Origin of the sequence: Hyphomicrobium facile, assembly GCF_900116175.1 — a bacterium.
Classification (GTDB): Bacteria; Pseudomonadota; Alphaproteobacteria; order Rhizobiales; family Hyphomicrobiaceae; genus Hyphomicrobium_B; species Hyphomicrobium_B facile.
The window spans coordinates 259,735-279,227 of record NZ_FPCH01000002.1 but is presented as its reverse complement, the minus strand read 5'-3'; the positions used below and the strand labels follow the sequence as shown (position 1 = coordinate 279,227).

Here is a 19,493-nt window from a genome sequence, read left to right as displayed (position 1 = left end):
GAATACTGGTATTGTGAGTGGCCCGGTGAGTTCATTTCACCCGGAGTGCGGTAGCTTTTGGCGTTTTTGTCCATGACGGGTTCGAAATCGAAGCTGCTCTATCAGCCTCTTCTTCAGGATGATCCGAGGCAGGGGCAACCGGACATCCGTTTGCCCAATGACGAACTTGGATGGAAGCCGACCGTGCCGCTGCGCGAGGGCCTTCGTCTGACGATCGGCTATTTCGAGAAACCCCAGTCGCTTCAATCGAAGGCTATGCTTGCGCCCATCAGAATTTGATCATGCGTTCCGCTGATCGCACGGTTCTCGTAACGGGAGGTGCCGGATACATCGGTTCGCATGCATGCAAGGCCTTGGCGCAAGCGGGATATGCGCCGGTCACTTTCGACAATCTCAGTTACGGACATCAATGGGCCGTAAAATGGGGGCCGCTGGTCATCGGCGATATTCTCGACCGTGCGTCGCTCGATGCTGCCATCGACCGATACCGGCCTTCAGCGGTCATGCATTTCGCGGCATGCGCCTATGTCGGTGAGTCTGTTGCCGATCCTGGAAAATATTTCCGCAACAACGTTTGCGGCAGTCTGAATATCATCGAGGCAATGCGCGATCACGGCATTCGTTCCATAGTGTTCTCGAGTACCTGCGCAACCTATGGCATCCCAGAGAGCTTACCGATCACGGAGGAGACACCCCAGCGGCCCATCAATCCGTACGGGGCGTCGAAGTTGATGGTCGAGCGCATACTCCAGGATTTTGGAACGGCGCACCGGATTAATTCAATAGCGCTGCGCTATTTCAATGCCGCGGGAGCTGATCCCGAAAACGAAATCGGCGAAGACCATGATCCGGAAACGCATCTCATCCCTCTTGCATTGGACGCGTGTTCAGGCAAGCGAAGCAGCGTGACGTTGTTCGGTTCCAATTACGACACGGACGATGGAACGTGCGTCCGCGACTATATCCATGTCTCGGATTTGGCCGACGCGCACGTAAAGGCGCTCCAAGCGTTGGAGCGGAGCACAGGGTCGTCAGCGTACAACCTCGGAAACGGATGGGGATTTTCGGTCCGTCAGGTGATCGATACGGTGGAAAGTGTCACCCGTCGCCGTGTGCCTGTCGCTATTGGTGCGCGTCGCGCAGGAGATCCGCCGGCGCTGATCAGCGATGCGACGAGGGCGAGAGAAGAATTGCTTTGGAAGCCAAGAATCTCAAGCCTCAGCGATATTGTTCAGACCGCGTGGGCGTGGCACGAACGCCAGCAGCTGGACCCGATGCGTGGCCACTTCGCACGGCCGGTGGCTGGTTCCTGGCGTTAGTATGTGCGGGATTAACGGCATCTTTGCCTACCATTACGCGGCTAATCCGATTGATCGCGAGGAGCTTGCGCGATCGCGCGATGACATGGCATCACGCGGTCCCGACGGGAAAGGCCAATGGACGTCTGATGATGAACGCGTGGGGTTCGGGCATCGTCGCTTGTCGATCATCGATCTGAGTGAAGCGGCGTCGCAACCAATGATCAGCTCCGACGGGAAGCTGGTCGTGACGTTCAATGGCGAAATCTACAATTACCGTGAATTGCGCAAAGAGCTGGAGGCCAAAGGCCGAACATTCCAAAGCAATTCGGATACGGAAATTCTCCTGTATCTTTACGCCGAGAAGGGCGATGCGATGGTGCACGACCTTCGGGGAATGTTCGCCTTCGCGATTTGGGATGCGGAGAAGAGGAAGGTATTTCTCGCCCGAGATCCCTACGGGATTAAGCCGCTCTACTACGCCGACGATGGCTGGACCTTCCGCTTCGCGTCGCAGGTGAAGTCCCTGCTGGCGGGTGGCAAAGTCTCGCGTGATCCGGAACCGGCGGGACAGGTCGGGTTCTATCTCTGGGGCAGCGTCCCGGAGCCCTTCACGAGCTATCGGGCTATTCGAGCAGTGCCCGCTGGAAGCACTGTTGTTGTCGACCGCATCGGCGCACACGAACCTAAGCGCTACCATTCGATTGCTGCCGCTTACCGTGAAGCCGAAGATCAAAACAGCCGGGCGCCGCGATCGATAGATGGCCAAGCACAAATTCGCGAAGCTCTGCTCGATAGCGTCAAGCATCACCTCGTCGCCGACGTGCCAGTCGGCGCTTTTCTTTCCGCCGGCATAGACTCCGGAGCGCTCGTCGGCTTGATGCGTGATGCCGGCCAATCCGATATTCAGACAGTGACGCTCAGCTTCGAAGAATTTAAAGGTCGTGCGGAAGATGAAGCGCTGCTCGCAGCAGTAGTTGCGCGGACCTACGGCACCCGGCATACGACGCGTGTCGTCACCGAAAGAGAGTTCCAAGCCGACCTGCCAGACATCCTCGAGGCGATGGATCAGCCGTCCATCGATGGCATAAATACTTGGTTCGTCTCGAAGGCCGCTAAGGAGCTGGGACTGAAAGTAGCGGTGTCCGGCCTCGGAGGCGATGAACTATTCGGCGGCTACCCGTCTTTTCGCGAAATCCCGGTGTGGGCCGCCCGGATGGCAATGCCGTCGCGAATTCCGTTTCTCGGACGTGCGATCCGCAAGGCGCTCTTCGCCAGTGGCCTCGACAGGCGTTTCAACAGCCCGAAGGCGGCGGGCTTCGTGGAGTATGCCGGAACATATTCGGGAGCCTATCTTCTGCGCCGGGGGCTCTTCATGCCTTGGGAACTCGAAGAGGTACTCGATCCGGAGACGGTACACAGCGGGCTAAGACGGCTGAAACCATTGATGATGGTCGAGACTGAACTGACCCCGCGGCCGAAATCGTCTTTCGCAAAAGTCGCCGCTCTCGAAGCCTCGCTTTACATGCGCAATCAGCTTTTGCGCGATACCGATTGGGCGAGCATGGCGCACGGACTTGAGGTGCGCGTTCCTCTCGTCGACGCAGTGCTTCTCAGATCTACCGCTTCGCAGCGCATGAGCGATCCTGAGCGTGGTTCGAAAATGAGCCTCGCGCTGGCTCCGCGTACGCCGCTGCCGGAGACCATAACGAAGCGCTCGAAGACAGGGTTCACGACACCGATCGGCGATTGGCTGAAACGCGGCGGCGGCGAAATTAAGTATCGGAGTGTGTCCTCTCTCAGCGATACCGGATGTCACTGGTCGCGCCGCTGGGCTTATGGCGTAGCTTCGGCGCCGGTGGCGCACGCGTGAGCGGTTTACGGATCTTGGCGCTTGTGACCGATGCATTCGGCGGTAACGGCGGGATTGCCCGCTACAATCAGGATTTGATGTCGGCCTTTGCCACTTCCGCACGCGTACGAGAGATTTGCGTTCTTCCTCGGCAGGGAAGCCTCGGCCATCAGGCTCTGCCTCAAAAAGTTCTGCAGGCGCGGGCAAGCGCCGCGCGACTGGCCTTTTCCACGCAAGCGATTGCGCGTGCCGCGTTAGACGGTCCGTTCGACATCGTATTCTGCGGTCATATCTATATGTCGCCTATTGCGGCCGCGATTTCCAAATTTCTCAAGAAGCCGATGTGGCTGCAGCTTCATGGTATCGATGCCTGGCAACCTCGCGGCGGCAGACTGGCGCGAACGGCGACGGAAAGCGCAGCTTTGGTAACGGCCGTCAGCCGGTTTACACGCAGCCGCTTTCTACGATGGGCCGACATAGCGCCGGAGCGTGTCCGCGTTTTGCCAAACACTTTCGAACCGTCCTTCACCGCCGGGCCAAAGCCTGAATATTTGTTGGACCGCCTGAACATACACGGACGCCGGGTCATCCTTACCGTTTCGCGCCTGACCGCATCCGAACAGTACAAGGGCCACGATCGAATTATCGCCGCTTTGCCCGCGATCAAAGAGCGTATTGCGGACGTCGTCTATGTCATCGCCGGCGATGGCGACGATCGGGAACGCCTGAAGAAAATGGCGAAAGCCGCAGGAGTCGAAGACATCACTCTGTTCGCCGGACACGTGCCCGAGCGTGAGCTTCCTGGTTACCTCCGTCTCGCAGACGTATTTGCCATGCCGAGCACCGGCGAAGGATTTGGCATTGTCTATCTCGAGGCCGCGGCCTGTGGCCTACCCGTAATCGCGGGCGATCGCGACGGCAGCGTCGACGCGCTGGCGGATGGCGCGATCGGGACACTCATCGATCCTGAGGACGCGCCGCAACTCGTTGATGCCGTCTGCAACATGCTCGCTGGTCGCGGTCGACAGGCGCAACCAACTTCTCATGACCGCTTCCGTGCCGGAAATTTCAACACTCATGTCGACAATCTTCTCGAAAACTTCCTCTAGGATGAAACACGTTCTGGCTCACGCAGCGATCGCGAGCCGGCCCTTGACCGGAGAGGGCGCGGGTACTGCCGATGCTCCGCAAGCGCACGATCGCACGATCGTGCTCGAAGCGGGCCGCGCGGAGCGCAACTACTGGTCGGACCTCTGGCACTATCGCGAACTCTTCGCGATCCTCGCCTGGCGCGACGTCGCTGTGCGCTATAAGCAGACGGTCATCGGGGTTGCGTGGGCTCTAATCCGCCCTTTCCTTACTATGGTCGTTTTTACGGTCGTTTTCGGTAAGCTCGCAGGGCTGCCGAGCGATGGGCAGGCTCCGTATCCGGTAATGGTCTTCGCCGGACTATTGCCTTGGTTTTTGTTTTCCAGCGCACTCGCCGACGCTTCCGGCAGTCTGATCGGCAACGCGAACCTCATATCGAAGGTCTATTTTCCACGCCTTGTCGTTCCTGCTGCGTCGGTCATTGTCGCGCTTGTCGACTTCATGATCAATCTGGCGATGCTCGCACTGATTATGGCGTATTACAGGTTCGTGCCCGGCTGGCAGATCGTATTCCTGCCAGGTTTTGTTCTGCTAGCGATGGTTGGCAGCCTTGGCCCTGCGCTGTGGATTACTGCGCTCAACGTCAAGTATCGAGATTTCCGTTACGTCATTCCGTTCATCGTCCAATTCGGGCTTTACATTTCTCCAGTCGGTTTCTCGAGCTCGGTGGTGCCGGAGCAGTGGCGCCTGCTCTACAACCTGAATCCGCTTGTCGGCGTCATTGACGGATTCCGCTGGTGTCTCCTCGGCGGACAGAGCCCGCTCTACATGCCTGGCTTTCTGGCCAGCCTCGGCGTCGTGGCCTTCTTCCTCTGGTTCGGTATTCGCTACTTTCGCCGCACCGAGCGCACCTTCGCGGACATGATGTAAGTCCATGACGGACGCTGTGATCCGCGCTGAGGGACTCGGCAAGAAATACCTGATCGGCCATCAAGTCGAGCGCGAGCGCTATCGCTCTCTTCGCGATGTCATCGGACGTAACGTGACGGCATTCACCCGTTCGGCGCGCGACGTCATCGCGGGGCGTCAGCTCGTCGTTGGTGATGAGATCGAAGAGTTCTGGGCGCTCAAAGACGTCAATTTTGAAATTAAACGCGGAGAGGTCGTCGGCATCATCGGTCGAAACGGGGCGGGTAAATCCACGCTTCTCAAAATTTTGTCGCGCATTACCGAGCCGAGTGCAGGCCGCGTCGAGATCAAGGGCCGGGTGGCAAGCCTGCTCGAAGTCGGCACGGGCTTCCATCCAGAGCTAACGGGCCGCGAAAACATCTACTTGAACGGCGCCATACTCGGAATGACTCGCGCTGAGATCCGCCGCAAGTTCGACGAGATCGTCGCCTTCGCGGAAATCGAAAAGTTCTTGGACACGCCGGTGAAGCGCTATTCGTCCGGAATGTACGTCCGGCTCGCATTCGCAGTCGCCGCCCATCTCGAGCCGGAAATCCTGATCATCGACGAAGTACTGGCCGTCGGCGACGCAGAGTTTCAGAAGAAGTGTCTCGGCAAAATGCAGGATGTGGCAGGTCACGGAAGAACTGTTCTCTTCGTGAGTCACAACATGGGGGCCGTGGATGCCCTCTGCTCAAGTGCGATGTTGCTGGAAAAGGGCGCTCAACCAAAAGAATTGAGTGACTCCGTACGTGCAACGATAAGCCATTATCTTTCGTCGCAAAGAAGCAGCGAAGGATCAGCAAGCGAGTGGTCTAACCCGGGCCGCGAAATAGATCACCCGGTCCTGCAGCCGTTGTATTTCGCGGTCGTCGATTTGGATGGAAAAGCCGTAACGGCGCCTGCTCGAAATGACGAACAGCTCCACATTGTCGTCCGCTTTGATGTTCGCCAAAATGATCCTGCACTGAATATCGGAATAGCCATTTTTAGCGGTCGCTCTGAAGAATTGCTGTGGTCGCTAAGTTCGGACGCGGATGAAACTTCTCGGGTCCAACTTCAAAAGGGAAAGCAGGAGCTTTATTGCGCGTTACCTAAACGATTTTTGAACGAGGGTACTTACAGGATAGAGCTCATGGCCAGCCTGCATTGCCGGGAATGGATCGCGCGCCCTGGTCACAATAGCCCGATCATTTTCTTTGAAATACGCGGAGGCTTGAGTGACTCACCCTATTGGATGAACGCTCGGCCCGGAATACTTGCCCCGAACTGGTCATGGACTCGATCGCCGGTGGGGCAGAGCTGATGTCGCTGTCCGGAACGCTCTTCTGAGGACTCCTGCATAACCCGATTTTTGTCAGAAAGAAGGGAAGTTCATGGGCATTCGAACAATCTTGTCTGCTGTATTACCCGAGACTGTCAAAGGCCGGCTCGATTTTTACCGCTTCCCTGAGCGAGGATTGTCATGGGACGGGCCGTTCAACGGGGCAAGTAGGAAGGCGAGAGATTTTTGATGAGATCATCCGTCTCCGATCGCCAGCACTCGTTATCGAAACCGGAACGTATCTCGGAGCCACAACTGAATTATTTGCCCATACCGGCATTCGTGTGGTGACAATCGAGTCTGGCGCACGAAACTACGGATTTTCCAAAGCTCGCTTACGCAACTTTTCGAATGTTGAATTGTACATGGGGGATAGTCGGAAGGTCTTGATGCAGCTTTTTAATCGCATGGGATCTCGCCCCGAATCTGGTGACATTTTTGTATATTTGGATGCCCATTGGCAGGAAGATCTTCCACTTGCGGAAGAATTGGAGTTAGTCTTTGGTTGGGATCAAAGCGCAATCGCCATGATTGACGACTTCCAAGTACCCGATGATCCAGGCTACGAGTTCGACGACTACGGAGCGGGAAGGGCGCTCACTCCACTTTACATCGAGAGTGTCTGCCGGAAGTTCGACCTCGCGACCTTAATGCCAAGTCTGCGATCCGATGACGAAACGGGCAGCAGGCGAGGCTGCACCGTACTAGCGCACCGAGGCGACGTATCCCAAATGCTATTAGCGACTGGCTTGCTCCGAGAGTTTAAAAACATCGGGGGTATCGAGCCACGTAATCATGCGCTGCCCTAGTCTAGTGGATCTCCCAGATCCTCCATCCGGCAAAACCGGCTGGCCGTGGACGGTCGAATCGCCAAGGCTGAGCGATGCCATGCCTGACGGTAGACCATGGCCACAGATCTCGATAGTCACTCCAAGCTTCAATCAAGGGCAATACCTGGAGGAGACCATTCGGTCCGTCTTGTTGCAAGGTTACCCCGATCTTCAATACGTAATCATGGACGGAGGCTCGACCGATAACAGCGTCGAAATCATCAGGAAATATTCCCACTGGCTCAATCACTGGGAAAGCAAGAAGGATCAGGGACAGGCGCACGCGATCAATAAGGGCTTGGCGTTGTTATCGGGGGAAGTAGGCACTTACCTGAATAGCGACGATCTTTTGCTGCGTCGTTCATTGGGATATGTCGGAAATACCTTTAGGCGTTATGAATGGGATATTCTTCTTGGACGCAACACCAGCAACGTGACGTTTGAATCCTGGCTGTTTAAGCGGAGTTATTGGCAGGCCCGACTTGTTGCCTTGAATGATCCGCTCCTATGCGGCGAGCACTCCTATCAGGTTTGCCAAGAATCCTCGTACTGGAATTTGGGACGATTTAGGGACTGTCGGTTCGACGAATCGCTAATGTTCTGCATGGATTATGACTGGTTCCAGCGGTTGGCGCCTGGCTCAAAAATTCTGCAAACGTCCCGTAAGCTTGGACATTTCAGACGGCACGCGGATTCGAAATCGCAGCGGCTTGATCACGTGAAAATTGCGGAAAACGCCATCGTGCAAACGAAGAACTGCGAAATTGCAATATCCCGAGAGCAAGCGGAGCCGATTCTAAATGCGCATAAGAAGCGGCACCGATTTGCAATGCTGTCGGTTCCCCTGGGTCTCGACGCTCATTTTCTTTATAGGCACCCGTAGAAGGCTATTCGATGCGGATCGCACTCACGGTTGATCCAGAACTGCCGGTCCCCCCCATGCTCTACGGGGGCATCGAACGCATCGTAGACATGCTTGCCCTTGGTCTCGTCAAACGTGGCCATGAGGTCACCGTGTTTGCGCACCCTGAATCGAAAACAGGCGGAAGTCTGATCGCTTGGCCCGGACAGTCCAGCCGAAGCAATTTGGACACGCTGTTGAATGCTGCGGTTCTTGCGAGGGGCATCGCCGCGCGCAAGTGTGAGATTGTTCACAGTTTCTCCCGTGTTGCCTATATGGCGCTTATTCTTCCTCTGACCATTCCAAAGCTGATGACTTACCAGCGCGAAATTTCCGCGAGGAGCGTCCGGCTCGGACACGGCCTTTCTCGGGGTTCGCTGGAGTTCTCAGGCATTAGCCGTTGGATGGCGAGGGACGTAGAGCATCTCGCCCGCTGGCATCTCGTACCGAACGGAGTTCCAGTTGATGTCTACGATTTTGCCTCAGCGGTCGCCCCCGATGCGCCATTTGTCTTCCTTGGTCGGATCGAAGCGATCAAGGGCCCGCATCTCGCCATCGAACTTGCGCGCCGAGCTGGTCGAAGGCTGATCTTGGCCGGGAATATTCCGGACGAGCATCGTGCGTGGTTCGCGACGCACATTGCCGGGCATATCGATGGCGATCAGGTCATTTACGTAGGTCCCGTAAACGACCGGCAAAAGAGCGAGCTGTTGGGGAAGGCCGCCGCTCTGCTGATGCCCATTTTGTGGGACGAGCCATTTGGGATAGTAATGGCCGAGGCCATGGCCTGCGGCACGCCGGTACTCGGCCTTCGCCGCGGAGCCGTGCCGGAGGTCGTCGAGGACGGCGTGACGGGCTTTGTCGTCGACACGCTTGACGAATTGGTAATTGCAGCGGGCCGCATCGGGCAGATTGCGCGATCCGCGTGCCGCGATCGGGTCAAGACATTCTACAGCGAACCGGCGGTGCTGGATGGCTACCTCGAGATCTACGCGGAGATGATAGCGCGCCGTGATGGTCGGATGACGACCTAACCACCGCACACCGAAACAGTTCTTCGTGCGAGCAGTTTTTTCTTACCCTGGAAATATGGCCCATGCGCAGCACGCTGCGCGCGCGCTGGCTGAACATGGGTTGCTCGAAGCCTTTGTTACAACGCTGTCCTTTCAGCTAGACGGCGCATTGAGTTCACTCCTGTCGCGGATGCCAACGGAGAGAGCGACCCGTATCGCGCAACAGTTGGGCCGCCGAGCGATCGATCAAGTACCCGCTCACTTGTTACGTTGCTATCCAATGTGGGAGATCCTCCGCAGCGCGGTCATGATGTCGGGAGCGGGTCCGGTCCTCGAAGACATGGTCTGGGATCGCATGAGCCATAGCTTCGATGCACTGGTCGCACATCGATACGTCCCGCAGACGAAGTCAATTCACGCATTCGAATACACGGCGCTGGCTAGTTTTCAGCGCGCGAAGAAGGAAGGGGTTTCCAGAGTGCTCCATCTTCCCTCGCTCGATAGCAAACAGTTCGACGAGGTCCAGCAGCGAGAGAAGAGCGAGTGGCCAGAACTCGTCGGCAAGCACGATTCCTATTTCAACGGAAAATTCGAGCGTCGCTACGAAAGGCGCCGTCAAGAGATCGCGCTCGCGGAAGTCATGATCGCCAATTCGTCGCTCACCGCTCGATCCCATATTAGGGCTGGCGCTGATGCGTCGAGGATGTTCGTCGTGCCGCTCGCTGCCCCCGCGCCGATTGCGGAGGTCCGAGCAGATCCGAAATATCGGGCGCGGCCTCTTGAAGTAATCTGGGCGGGTCAATTCAGTTTGGGGAAAGGGGCGCACTACCTTCTGAGAGCGTGGCAACTGTTGAATGCCGGACCCGCGGCGCGCCTCAACGTCTACGGCCGCTTCGGTCTTCCGGCCCGTCTTCGCGCCATGGAACGGGAAGACATTTTCTTCCACGGCTCTGTGACCCAGCCCGAGCTTTTCAAGGCTTACGAGGCCGGCGACGTTTTGGTGTTTCCTACCCTCTCTGACGGCTTCGGGATGGTCGTTGCCGAGGCAATGGCCCGCGGACTGCCGGTCATCATCAGCGATCAAGCGGGTGCTGCTGACCTGGTGACGGCGGACAACGGTCTCATCATCCCCGCTGCTGATCCGCAAGCGCTGGCGGACTCTCTCCGCTGGTGTCTCGATAATCGAGACCGGCTCTTCCAGATGCGCTTTCACGCGCTGGAAACCGCCCGCCGCAAGCAATGGTCGGATTTCCGACGCGAACTGATCACTATCCTAGAGAAAGGGCTATATCGTGCCGGATACCATCCAGCGCCGGTGAGCCCGGCGTGACTTCAATAGGACCGCTGCCTTCGAGTCGATCGGCATCTGCGCACGTATGCATCGTCACGCCAGGGCAGATCGGCTCCAATCCACGCGTCGTGAAGGAAGCGGATGCACTCTATCGGGCGGGCTTTCGAATTTCGGTTGTCGCGACCCAGACACTCGATCAAGTTGAACCGCGGGACCGAGCCCTGATGCACCGGATACCCTGGCATCTCGATAGGATCGATTTGCGGTCGAGGTGGCGTTGGCGGTTGCGACGGGGCATCCAGGTCTCGCTCCGGCACGCTCATGCATGCATCGGAGTTGAGCGGTTTGGGGATCTGGGCTACAGCGCCTTTACCATGCCGTTGCTCATCGCAGCGATGCGCACGCGGGCAGAACTCTATATCGCGCACTATCCCGCAGCGCTCCCCGCCGCCGCCGCTGCAGCTCGCCGTTACGGTGCGCTCTATGCCTATGATGCAGAGGACTTTCACCTCGGCGATTGGCCGGATGATCCGGCATATGCCATGGAGAGGCGGTTGGTTCGCGGCATTGAGGCCCGGTACCTGCCGGGGTGTGCGTATGTCACGGCCGCTGCGCCGGGAATCGCCGATGCCTATTGCGAAGCCTTTGATATCGATCGGCCCAGAGTAATCCTTAATGTGTTCCCATTGAGCCAGTCCCCGCCGGCGCCGACGCCGAGGGGAACAGCAGAGCAAGGCCCGTCAGTCTATTGGTTTTCTCAGACGATCGGACCGGGGCGCGGACTGGAGTGCGCAGTCCGCGCAGTTGGATTGGCGCGGACGCGTCCGCATCTCCATCTCCGTGGTACGCCCGCTGCAGACTATGGGGAATACTTGAAGAAAATTGCTGTTGATGCCGGAGCCGCGAGCCTGATTCATATCCTGCCCCCAGACGATCCCGAAAAAATGGAGTGTCTGGCCGCTGCCTACGACATAGGCCTCGTTGCTGAAACCGGCCACAGCAAAAGCCGTCAACTCTGCCTGACAAACAAACTCTTTTCGTATCTGCTTGCGGGAGTGCCTCCTCTGATGTCTGACACGGCCGCGCATCGGAAATTCGCGGAGGAAACTTTTATGACCGACTTCATTTATCCGATTGACGACGTGGACGCACTCGCGGGTCTCCTCGACCAGGTGCTCGGCGACCCAAATCGTCTCGCTACAGCTCGCGCAGACGCATGGCGGCTCGGGCAGAACCGATACAACTGGGAGAGAGAGAGCGGAGGTCTGGTCGAAGCGGTAAATCGGGCCATCTCCGCGCCAGGACGGATCCTGTAGCGTGGTGCAGGTCCGGCGGAGTATCGAGCCGTGACGGCTGCATGAAGTCCGGCTTCTCATCTACGAGCTTATGCAAGGCTGCTGGATGGGTGTGGGCTTTCGCTGAGGGAATACGCGCGAGATCCGATTGCGAGTCGGTCGCGAAAATATCGTGCGATCTCCTGCCATGAAGCAAGCCGAACGTACGGTCGCTCTCGTCGCTCCGCATTTTCCGCCAAGCAATTTAGCCGGAGTGCACCGCGCGCGTCTGTTGAGCCAGCATCTCCATGAGTTTGGCTGGCGCCCCGTGATCGTCACAACGCATTGGCGGCACTACGAGGAGGCTCTGGATTGGGGGCTGGCGTCGCTTGTCGACCCTGAGCTCGAAGTCATCCGTACGCCTGCGCTTCCGACAAAGCCGATCAGGGTGATTGGCGACGTCGGAGTCCGCGCGCTCCCCTGGCACCTTTCAGCACTGCGAAAACTGAAGCGAGAGAAGCGCTTCGATTTTCTGTATATCACTGTTCCATCTTTCTACTCGGCTACCCTGGGTCAGTTGCTCTACCGGGAAGCGCCAATACCATTTGGGATTGATTACATAGACCCCTGGGTGCATGTCTGGCCGGATGCCGAGGTCAAATATTCCAAGGCATGGGTGTCGATGAAGCTCTCAGAGAGGCTCGAGCCTTGGGCGGTCCGAAATGCTGCACTGATAACCGGCGTTGCCACCGCCTATTATGAGGGCGTACTGGAACGAAACCCCAATCTTCGTGAAACCTGCGTTACCGCTGCGATGCCGTACGGGTTTTCGACACGAGATTTTTCCGCACCAAGCATTATGTCTCGAGCACCCTCTTTGTTCGATCCGAACGATGGCAATATGCACCTGCTGTATGCTGGCGCATTGCTGCCGAAAGCAGTGGGCGTGCTCGAGCGTTTCCTCGAGGGTGTTGCCCTTCTTCGCGAGCGCGGCAGCCTGCTTTCGAACAGGCTGCGGGTTCACTTCATCGGCACAGGCAAGTCACCAAACGACCCGAATGGTCACGCGGTGCTGCCCGTTGCTTCGCGCCTCGGGCTCGGGGACGTCGTGACGGAGCATCCTCACAGGATGGCGTACCTCGATGTTCTGGTGCATCTGACCGGTGCATCCGGCGTTCTGATAGTCGGATCGACAGAGAGGCACTACACGCCGTCAAAGGTGTTTCAGGCAGTTCAATCGCGACGGCCCGTCCTAGCTCTCCTTCACGAGGCTAGCACGGCTGTGCAGGTGCTGGAGCGCAGTCGCGCCGGCATGGCGATCACGCTTTCCGAGCGGAGATTGCCCGAGCCTTCGCAGGTTGCTGACGCGCTCGAAAGATTCGCAAGCACCCATTATTGCGCCGATTCCGTGAAATGGGACCAATTTGAAGCCTATTCCGCACGCGAGAGCGCGCGCCAAGTTGCGGCAGCCATGGACGAGGCGCTCGATCGTTATGCTCGAGAAGCTGCACAAAAATGGAGTCCAAGTTTTGTCAGGTGAGACCTTGCGCCAACATGAATGAGAACGCATCCGAGTTTCGCACTTTTATCTTCTGGCACCGCGAAGATCGATGACATGTCAGCGTTTCAAAATTCCTCGGCGCTGATGCATCATCACAAACGTTGAATGTTGTCTCCCACGAACGCTCCGTCCTCTGTGTCTCATTCTTCGGGTCTGCCGGCCCGCGGATTGGAGCGCAAAATGAGCAGCGCGCGTTGGATATATCTCGATGCAGGTAGAGGCTTAGCGGCCCTGGTGGTCGTTCATCATCATTTGATGGTGTTCTTTGATCACGAGATGGCCGCGTTGATCGGCGATGAAAGTCTCCTGCTGCGCGCCTTCAGGGGCATATCAGAATGGAACGTTACAGCCATTCTGTTTTTCTTCTTCATCTCGGGGTGGAGCATTTTTCTTGCTGTCGAGCGGCTCGGAACCCTGAATGGGATTGGCCCTTGGCGACTTTATCTTTTGCAAAGAGCCCGTCGAATTCTTCCTATGTTTTTGTTGTCACTTTTGTGGGCGGGAGGGTTATCATGGGCTGGCGAGCGCAATTTCAATGATACGTCGTTCGATGTACTCGTGGGCAACCTTCTGTTTCTGGATACGCCGGCCTCGCTACGAGGGCTTTGGTTTCCTCCGTTCGCCGGAAATGGGCCCTTGTGGACCCTCTCAAACGAGGCTTGGTATTATATTTCTCTGCCGGTCTTCTATTGGGCGGTCTATTCCAAAATTGCGAATCCACTAGTTCGAATTGATGCTGCATTGTTAGGAAGTTTTGTCGTCGGCATCGCGGCGATAGGAGTAAACGCCATACTTCCCAATCCCTTCTTCTTATTCGCGACCCTTTGGCCTCTATGGATAGCGGGGTATGTCTATGGAACGAGCTTTGGTCAGACACCGATCGAGAGGCGTGTCATCTTCTGGCTCGGCCTTATGGCGCTCGTGACCTGGTCAATGGCTTTAGAAATTCGTTCGGACACCCTGAGAATTTTAAGCGACGGATGCATATTGGCTCTTTGCGTCGTGTTGCTTGTCAAAATAGTTCGATGGCAGACGCAGCTAACACGCCTTCATTACATTGATGGCATTGTTCGGCTATTCGGTTCGGTGGGGCGGGGCAGCTATACCATTTACGTTTTGCACTATCCTTTGCTTTTATTCCTAGCGAGCAGCCGAACCGAACTCGGCGGATTAGCTACTTCATTGCTCGGGATGGGAATGCTGATTGCGATCGCACCCCACCTCGAGACTCGGATTTATGCCCATGTAAATCAGTGGTTCGCCTTGGATAGACCTCGTGCCGATGCATAAGAACTCATCGTTGTTGTTGATTTAGATAACGGGCGTGCCACGCCTCGCCATCCTTTCTTCGCACCCCATACAGTACTATGGGCCATTGTTCCGAGAGCTTGCGAAGCAGCTTGATCTGCATATTTTCTTCGCGCATCGGGCGACGCCTCAAGAACAAGCACGCGCAGGCTTCGAGAAGGCATTTGAATGGGACATTGATATTACTGGAGGCTATGAACATAGCTTTCTCAGGAATGTTTCGCGTCGGCCTGGTACGGACCACTTCTCTGGGTGTGATACGCCTGAGATCCAACACCGTCTTCGAAATGGCGGCTTCGATGCTCTCCTTGTGATGGGTTGGCATCTCAAAGCGTATCTGCAAGGGCTACTCGCTGCTAAGCGTTTAGGTATGCCGGTTTTGGTTCGTGGTGACAGCCACCTCAACACGCCGCGATCAAATTTAAAGACTGTGATGAAGGCGATTGTTTATCCGGGCTTGCTTCGTAGGTTTGATGCGGCGCTCTACGTGGGCCTGCGTTCCCGCGCGTATTATGAGCATTATCTCTATCCAGAAAGGCGGCTATTCTTCTCCCCGCACGCGGTCGATACAAACTGGTTCGCGTCGCGGGCGACGGCCGAAGCTGGGGCACGCCTGCGGGAGCGACTTGGCATTCGCTCAGATACGCCAATAGTGCTTTTTGCCGGCAAACTCGTGCCGTTTAAGCGACCGCTCGACCTTGTCGAGTCGGTCAAGATTTGTCGGCGGCAGGGCCTTTCGCTTGAGATCGTTGTGGCCGGAGACGGGCCGTTAAGGAGGGAACTGGTCGAGGCGGCCGCAACTGCAGGTATCCGGCTCCACATGCTGGGATTCTGCAATCAATCCGAAATGCCGGCGGTATACTCGGCTGCCGATTTTCTCGCGCTACCGTCCAATGGGTGTGAGACATGGGGTCTCGTGGCCAATGAAGCTCTGGCCTGCGGTCGGCCAATCATTGTTTCTGAAGAATGTGGCTGCGCACCCGACTTGGCTCGTGACGGAATTGTCGGCCGCACATTTCCCATGGGCAACACACGCAGCTTTGCCGATGCGCTAGCGGAACGTGTCGCCAACCGGCCGAAACCTCATCAATTAGTGTCAATCTCGCGAGCCTATAGCCTCGAAGCGGCAGCAAGCGGGATACGCGACGCGTTCGATTGGGTGCTTTCAGAGCGTAACCGCGGTCAAAGAGCGCGAAGTTACTATAGATGACTGGCGGAAGGTGGACTTCGGGGGAACGATTGACGCGGCAGGATGCGCCTATCTCATTCCGAATTCCGCATGCAGCCTTGCCCACAGCGATCGGCGTCTTTCTTATTGGGGGGCTCGGTCCAAATATAGAGCTGGCGTTTATTGCCGTGCTCGTACTTCTCGTAGCAAGCGCCTTGCTCTGGAGGCCAGGCGAACCGCCGATCCTCTTGTTCACTTTTGCTTACCCTTGGATTCAGGCATCAATCTCGATCTTTCATTCAAATTGGCTCGGCATCAGAGTTACCGATTATGCGCCGTTGAGCGGTGATATGCAGACGGCAATTCTGCTGTCTCTGTTTGGAATTCTGATCCTTGCTATCGGCATGCGGCTCGGAGCGGGGGCGTGGTATAGCCAAGATGCGCGCAATGCACGAGCGCTCGCTCTGTCTCAGGCTATCGAAAAATGGTTTTGGCTATATGCCGTGTCGGCGGCGGTGAGCTTTGCTGCTCTAGCTTTCGCGTGGACTGTCCCGGCGCTATCGCAACCGATGCTGGCACTTGCTGGTTTGAAATGGGCGTTCTTTTTTATGTTCGCCTATGCCTCATTTGTTCGCGGGGCTCGTGCCAGGCTTTTGTTTGCAATCGCCTTCCTGGGTGAACTCGCGCTTGGAGTTGGCGGCTATTTTTCAGATTTCAAGTCGGTGTTCTTTATTACGATATTTGCGGGCTTCGCATCGGGCGTCCGATTCACGATGCGCTCGCTAATCATGATGAGCGTGTTGGGCGCACTATTGCTTGGCTTCGGAATCGTCTGGACGGCAGTGAAAGGTCAATACCGAAGCTACATATCAGGAGGCGAGGCAACGCAGATCGTCACGGTCGACTACCTAACGAGAATGGAGAAGCTTTCCGAACTGGTTTTGGGACTGGACGCGCAGACGTTGGACGAAAGTACCGAGAAGCTTTTTCGCCGCGTGACCTACGTTGAGTACTTCGCATCTGTTCTAAACTACGTTCCCTCGCGGGTTCCGCATGAGAATGGCGCTATCCTTTGGGATGCCGTGTCGCGGCCATTCATGCCGCGAATGTTCTTCCCCGATAAGGCAGCGATAGACGATACGGCGAGAACGAATTTGTATACGGGTGGCCTTGCTGGAAACAGCGAAGGTACGTCGATCAGCTTGGGCTATGTCGCAGAGTGCTATATCGATTTCGGGAAGTTCGGTATGATGATTGCGTTACTCATCATCGGACTCTTTTATGGAGCGCTCTTTCGGTGGTTCCTGCGATGGAAGGCTTCACCTTCTCTACTCGGCATGGCAGTCGCAACTGCGGTGATTTTGCCTGTAGGCCCTCTTGAAAACAGCTTCACCAAGGTTTTTGGCACCTTGGTTATTGCGCTCCTCGTAGCCGCGGCATTGGTGACACTCATAATCCCGCGCTGGGCGCCATGGCTCTTGGTCGCCCAGCGTCGATGACGCAATTGCGGGTCCTTCACGTTATACCGTCGGTATCTCCACGAGATGGGGGGCCATCGTATGCGATCGTAATGATGGAGCGAGCATTGAGCGCGTTAGGCGTTGCGGTGACGACGCTCAGTACAGACCATGGACTTACTCGACCGGGTCCGCCACTCACGGACAACTCCGCACCTTTCCGAAATGCGAGGCGCATCTACGCTCGCAAATGGACGAATGCCTACAAGTTCGCGCCCGGTCTAGTCCCAATCATTTTCCGAAGTGTGAGCGACTATCACGTTGTCCATATCCACGCGCTGTTCACCTTCGCTTCGACGATTGCTGCGTGGGCCGCGCGTGTGCGTGGTGTGCCTTACGTCGTGCGGCCGCTTGGAACCTTGAGCGACTATGGGATGCATGCGCGCCGGCGACTGCTCAAGCGGCTCTCGGTGGCTCTGATCGAAAAGGCCATCTTGCGCAACGCTGCAGTTGTCCACTTTACGAGCGATGTAGAGCGGCGCGAGGCGGAAGAGTTGGGCCTCACGTTTCGCGGCGTTGTCGTTCCCTTGGGAGTTGAGGCTCCAGCAATTGTGTTGCAACATCCGGCCCTTGTTCATCTGCAACATTGCAATCGCCGCCTCGTTTTGTTTCTGTCGCGTCTCGATCCGAAGAAGAACATCGAGGCACTGATAGACGCGTTTGCTTTTTCGCCGATGCTGAGAGCAGGAAGTGCGCTCTTAATTGCGGGATCAGGCTCATCGTCCTACGTCGACGAACTCAAGGCGAGATCCAAGGATCGAGGCATCGCAGATTTGGTGGTTTGGCTAGGCCATGTGGAGGGCGATGCAAAGGCTGCCGCACTACATGCTGCCGACGTGTTCGTGCTCCCCTCGTTCTCTGAGAATTTTGGAATTGCCGCGGCAGAAGCGCTTTTCGCAGGTTTACCTTGCGTATTGGCGGAAGGCGTCGCAATCGCCGAAGATGTGGCTCGTGCCGGTGCCGGGATCGTCGTGCTGCCGAAGGCGGCTGAAGTCGCGCAGGCGCTTGAGAGTCTGCTCGACGACGAAGCGAAGCGTCGCTCCATGGCAAACCGAGCTCGGATTTTCGCCGAGGACACATACTCCAGCCGCGTCATGGGACAACGATTGATCGAGATATACCAGAATGTCCGGACGCCCCGCAGGACCACCGCGGATTGAGCATTCTGAATCATATCACCGTCTTGATTCTGACCTTCAACGAGGAGGCCAACATCGGGCGGACGCTGGAGGCGGTGAAGTGGGCCAAGCGGATCGTCATTATCGACAGCGGCAGCACGGATAAAACGATAGATATTATTAGGAACTATCCGCAAGCGGAAATCATTACCCGGACATTCGACGGCTTTGCACAGCAGTGCAATTTCGGGCTCTCCAAAGTGGAGACGGTATGGGTGCTGTCGCTTGATGCCGACTACGAGCTGGACGCAGCCCTTGTTGATGAGATGATCGGTCTCACCCCCTCCGAGGATATCTCGGGATTCAGCGCGTCCTTTGTCTATCGCATCTACGGGAGGACTTTGCGTTCTGCTTTATATCCGCCAAGAACCATTCTTTATCGCCGCGACCGCGCGATTTACCGGAATGAAGGACACGGGCACCGAGTCGTGTTGGACGGATTGATCGGTCGTCTAAATGCGCCGGTTTATCATGACGACCGCAAGCCGTTGGCGCGCTGGTTCGCATCCCAGAAACGGTACGCCGAGCTGGAGGCCCATTATCTATTGTCCGTGCCACGCAGCGCGCTCACTCGCATCGATCAAATCAGATTGATGGCTTGGCCCGCACCGGTTCTAGTTTTCACATATACACTCATCTTCAAACTGTGCATTTTCGATGGCTGGGCAGGCTGGCTTTACGTACTTCAACGCACACTGGCCGAAACAATGATAGCTCTCGAGATGGTAGACCGGCGGCTGCGTTGCCCGCGCAAATCTACATGAAGGCGAAGGTGGAGATCCGAAATTGCTTCGCGACTCTCCAAGCCGCAAAATTGAATCCCTATACGTAGAGGCAAGTTAGAAAAGTCGCTCGACAATTAGATGACAGCAGTACGGCCTGTGCGTGTTTCAAGGTCTTGGTCTCGTAGCGAGTGTTCAGCTGCTTCCTCACTGCAGTCA

17 protein-coding genes are annotated in these 19,493 nt (G+C 56.7%); all 17 read left to right on the top strand.

The features are described from left to right. The first annotated feature begins 72 nt into the window (after positions 1 to 72). The 17 genes from BM399_RS08415 (at position 73) to BM399_RS08335 (ending at position 19,316) form a co-directional block, all read left to right on the top strand. Positions 73 to 279, top strand: a complete 207-nt coding sequence (locus tag BM399_RS08415; RefSeq protein WP_092867036.1) for a hypothetical protein — start codon at positions 73 to 75, stop codon at positions 277 to 279. 2 nt (positions 280 to 281) lie between these two features. After that, positions 282 to 1,319: a UDP-glucose 4-epimerase GalE gene (gene galE / locus BM399_RS08410; protein ID WP_092867033.1), complete on the top strand. Its 1,038-nt coding sequence runs from the start codon at positions 282 to 284 to the stop codon at positions 1,317 to 1,319. A gap of 1 nt (position 1,320) precedes the next feature. After that, the gene (asnB, locus tag BM399_RS08405; protein WP_092867031.1) at positions 1,321 to 3,171 is read left to right on the top strand and encodes an asparagine synthase (glutamine-hydrolyzing); all 1,851 of its coding nucleotides are present in this window, start codon (positions 1,321 to 1,323) and stop codon (positions 3,169 to 3,171) included. Then, complete coding sequence (locus BM399_RS08400; protein ID WP_177228086.1) at positions 3,168 to 4,259, top strand: glycosyltransferase family 4 protein; 1,092 nt, start codon at positions 3,168 to 3,170, stop codon at positions 4,257 to 4,259. The genes asnB and BM399_RS08400 overlap by 4 nt, the downstream gene beginning before the upstream one ends. A 1-nt stretch (position 4,260) precedes the next feature. Continuing rightward, positions 4,261 to 5,169 (top strand): ABC transporter permease, encoded by a 909-nt coding sequence (locus BM399_RS08395; protein WP_092867027.1) that lies wholly within the window; start codon positions 4,261 to 4,263, stop codon positions 5,167 to 5,169. Between the two features lie 4 nt (positions 5,170 to 5,173). Further along, positions 5,174 to 6,493 (top strand): ABC transporter ATP-binding protein, encoded by a 1,320-nt coding sequence (locus BM399_RS08390; protein WP_092867025.1) that lies wholly within the window; start codon positions 5,174 to 5,176, stop codon positions 6,491 to 6,493. A gap of 407 nt (positions 6,494 to 6,900) precedes the next feature. Then, on the top strand, positions 6,901 to 7,320 hold the full coding sequence (locus tag BM399_RS08385) for a hypothetical protein (RefSeq protein WP_143111375.1): 420 nt from the start codon (positions 6,901 to 6,903) through the stop codon (positions 7,318 to 7,320). Continuing rightward, positions 7,307 to 8,224 carry a glycosyltransferase family 2 protein gene (locus BM399_RS08380; protein WP_092867021.1) on the top strand — a complete coding sequence of 306 codons (918 nt, stop codon included), beginning with the start codon at positions 7,307 to 7,309 and terminating at the stop codon, positions 8,222 to 8,224. Before BM399_RS08385 ends, BM399_RS08380 begins: the two co-directional genes overlap by 14 nt. An 11-nt stretch (positions 8,225 to 8,235) precedes the next feature. Next, positions 8,236 to 9,276, top strand: a complete 1,041-nt coding sequence (locus BM399_RS08375; protein WP_092867019.1) for a glycosyltransferase — start codon at positions 8,236 to 8,238, stop codon at positions 9,274 to 9,276. Positions 9,277 to 9,535: 259 nt separating this feature from the next. Further along, the gene (locus BM399_RS08370; RefSeq protein WP_177228085.1) at positions 9,536 to 10,585 is read left to right on the top strand and encodes a glycosyltransferase family 4 protein; all 1,050 of its coding nucleotides are present in this window, start codon (positions 9,536 to 9,538) and stop codon (positions 10,583 to 10,585) included. Between the two features lie 335 nt (positions 10,586 to 10,920). Further along, positions 10,921 to 11,862, top strand: coding sequence for a glycosyltransferase family protein (locus BM399_RS08365; protein WP_143111373.1), 942 nt, complete (start codon positions 10,921 to 10,923; stop codon positions 11,860 to 11,862). 166 nt (positions 11,863 to 12,028) lie between these two features. Beyond that, positions 12,029 to 13,360 carry a glycosyltransferase family protein gene (locus BM399_RS08360; protein ID WP_092867013.1) on the top strand — a complete coding sequence of 444 codons (1,332 nt, stop codon included), beginning with the start codon at positions 12,029 to 12,031 and terminating at the stop codon, positions 13,358 to 13,360. Positions 13,361 to 13,561: 201 nt separating this feature from the next. Further along, positions 13,562 to 14,671 carry an acyltransferase family protein gene (locus BM399_RS08355; protein WP_177228084.1) on the top strand — a complete coding sequence of 370 codons (1,110 nt, stop codon included), beginning with the start codon at positions 13,562 to 13,564 and terminating at the stop codon, positions 14,669 to 14,671. A 34-nt stretch (positions 14,672 to 14,705) separates the two neighbouring features. Further along, the gene (locus tag BM399_RS08350; RefSeq protein WP_092867009.1) at positions 14,706 to 15,899 is read left to right on the top strand and encodes a glycosyltransferase family 4 protein; all 1,194 of its coding nucleotides are present in this window, start codon (positions 14,706 to 14,708) and stop codon (positions 15,897 to 15,899) included. Between the two features lie 29 nt (positions 15,900 to 15,928). Beyond that, positions 15,929 to 17,356, top strand: a complete 1,428-nt coding sequence (locus tag BM399_RS08345; protein WP_143111372.1) for a hypothetical protein — start codon at positions 15,929 to 15,931, stop codon at positions 17,354 to 17,356. Continuing rightward, positions 17,329 to 18,534, top strand: a complete 1,206-nt coding sequence (locus BM399_RS08340; RefSeq protein ID WP_092867005.1) for a glycosyltransferase — start codon at positions 17,329 to 17,331, stop codon at positions 18,532 to 18,534. The genes BM399_RS08345 and BM399_RS08340 overlap by 28 nt, the downstream gene beginning before the upstream one ends. Further along, positions 18,531 to 19,316, top strand: coding sequence for a glycosyltransferase family 2 protein (locus tag BM399_RS08335; protein ID WP_177228082.1), 786 nt, complete (start codon positions 18,531 to 18,533; stop codon positions 19,314 to 19,316). Before BM399_RS08340 ends, BM399_RS08335 begins: the two co-directional genes overlap by 4 nt. The last annotated feature ends 177 nt before the right edge of the window (positions 19,317 to 19,493 follow it).

What these genes read in the sequence shown, in the direction of transcription:
- BM399_RS08415 (WP_092867036.1), top strand. Translation starts at nt 73, where the DNA reads ATGACGGGTTCGAAATCGAAGCTGCTCTATCAGCCTCTTCTTCAGGAT.
- galE (WP_092867033.1), top strand. Translation starts at nt 282, where the DNA reads ATGCGTTCCGCTGATCGCACGGTTCTCGTAACGGGAGGTGCCGGATAC.
- asnB (WP_092867031.1), top strand. Translation starts at nt 1,321, where the DNA reads ATGTGCGGGATTAACGGCATCTTTGCCTACCATTACGCGGCTAATCCG.
- BM399_RS08395 (WP_092867027.1), top strand. Translation starts at nt 4,261, where the DNA reads ATGAAACACGTTCTGGCTCACGCAGCGATCGCGAGCCGGCCCTTGACC.
- BM399_RS08390 (WP_092867025.1), top strand. Translation starts at nt 5,174, where the DNA reads ATGACGGACGCTGTGATCCGCGCTGAGGGACTCGGCAAGAAATACCTG.
- BM399_RS08385 (WP_143111375.1), top strand. Translation starts at nt 6,901, where the DNA reads ATGCAGCTTTTTAATCGCATGGGATCTCGCCCCGAATCTGGTGACATT.
- BM399_RS08380 (WP_092867021.1), top strand. Translation starts at nt 7,307, where the DNA reads ATGCGCTGCCCTAGTCTAGTGGATCTCCCAGATCCTCCATCCGGCAAA.
- BM399_RS08375 (WP_092867019.1), top strand. Translation starts at nt 8,236, where the DNA reads ATGCGGATCGCACTCACGGTTGATCCAGAACTGCCGGTCCCCCCCATG.
- BM399_RS08370 (WP_177228085.1), top strand. Translation starts at nt 9,536, where the DNA reads ATGTGGGAGATCCTCCGCAGCGCGGTCATGATGTCGGGAGCGGGTCCG.
- BM399_RS08365 (WP_143111373.1), top strand. Translation starts at nt 10,921, where the DNA reads ATGCCGTTGCTCATCGCAGCGATGCGCACGCGGGCAGAACTCTATATC.
- BM399_RS08360 (WP_092867013.1), top strand. Translation starts at nt 12,029, where the DNA reads ATGAAGCAAGCCGAACGTACGGTCGCTCTCGTCGCTCCGCATTTTCCG.
- BM399_RS08355 (WP_177228084.1), top strand. Translation starts at nt 13,562, where the DNA reads ATGAGCAGCGCGCGTTGGATATATCTCGATGCAGGTAGAGGCTTAGCG.
- BM399_RS08340 (WP_092867005.1), top strand. Translation starts at nt 17,329, where the DNA reads ATGGCTCTTGGTCGCCCAGCGTCGATGACGCAATTGCGGGTCCTTCAC.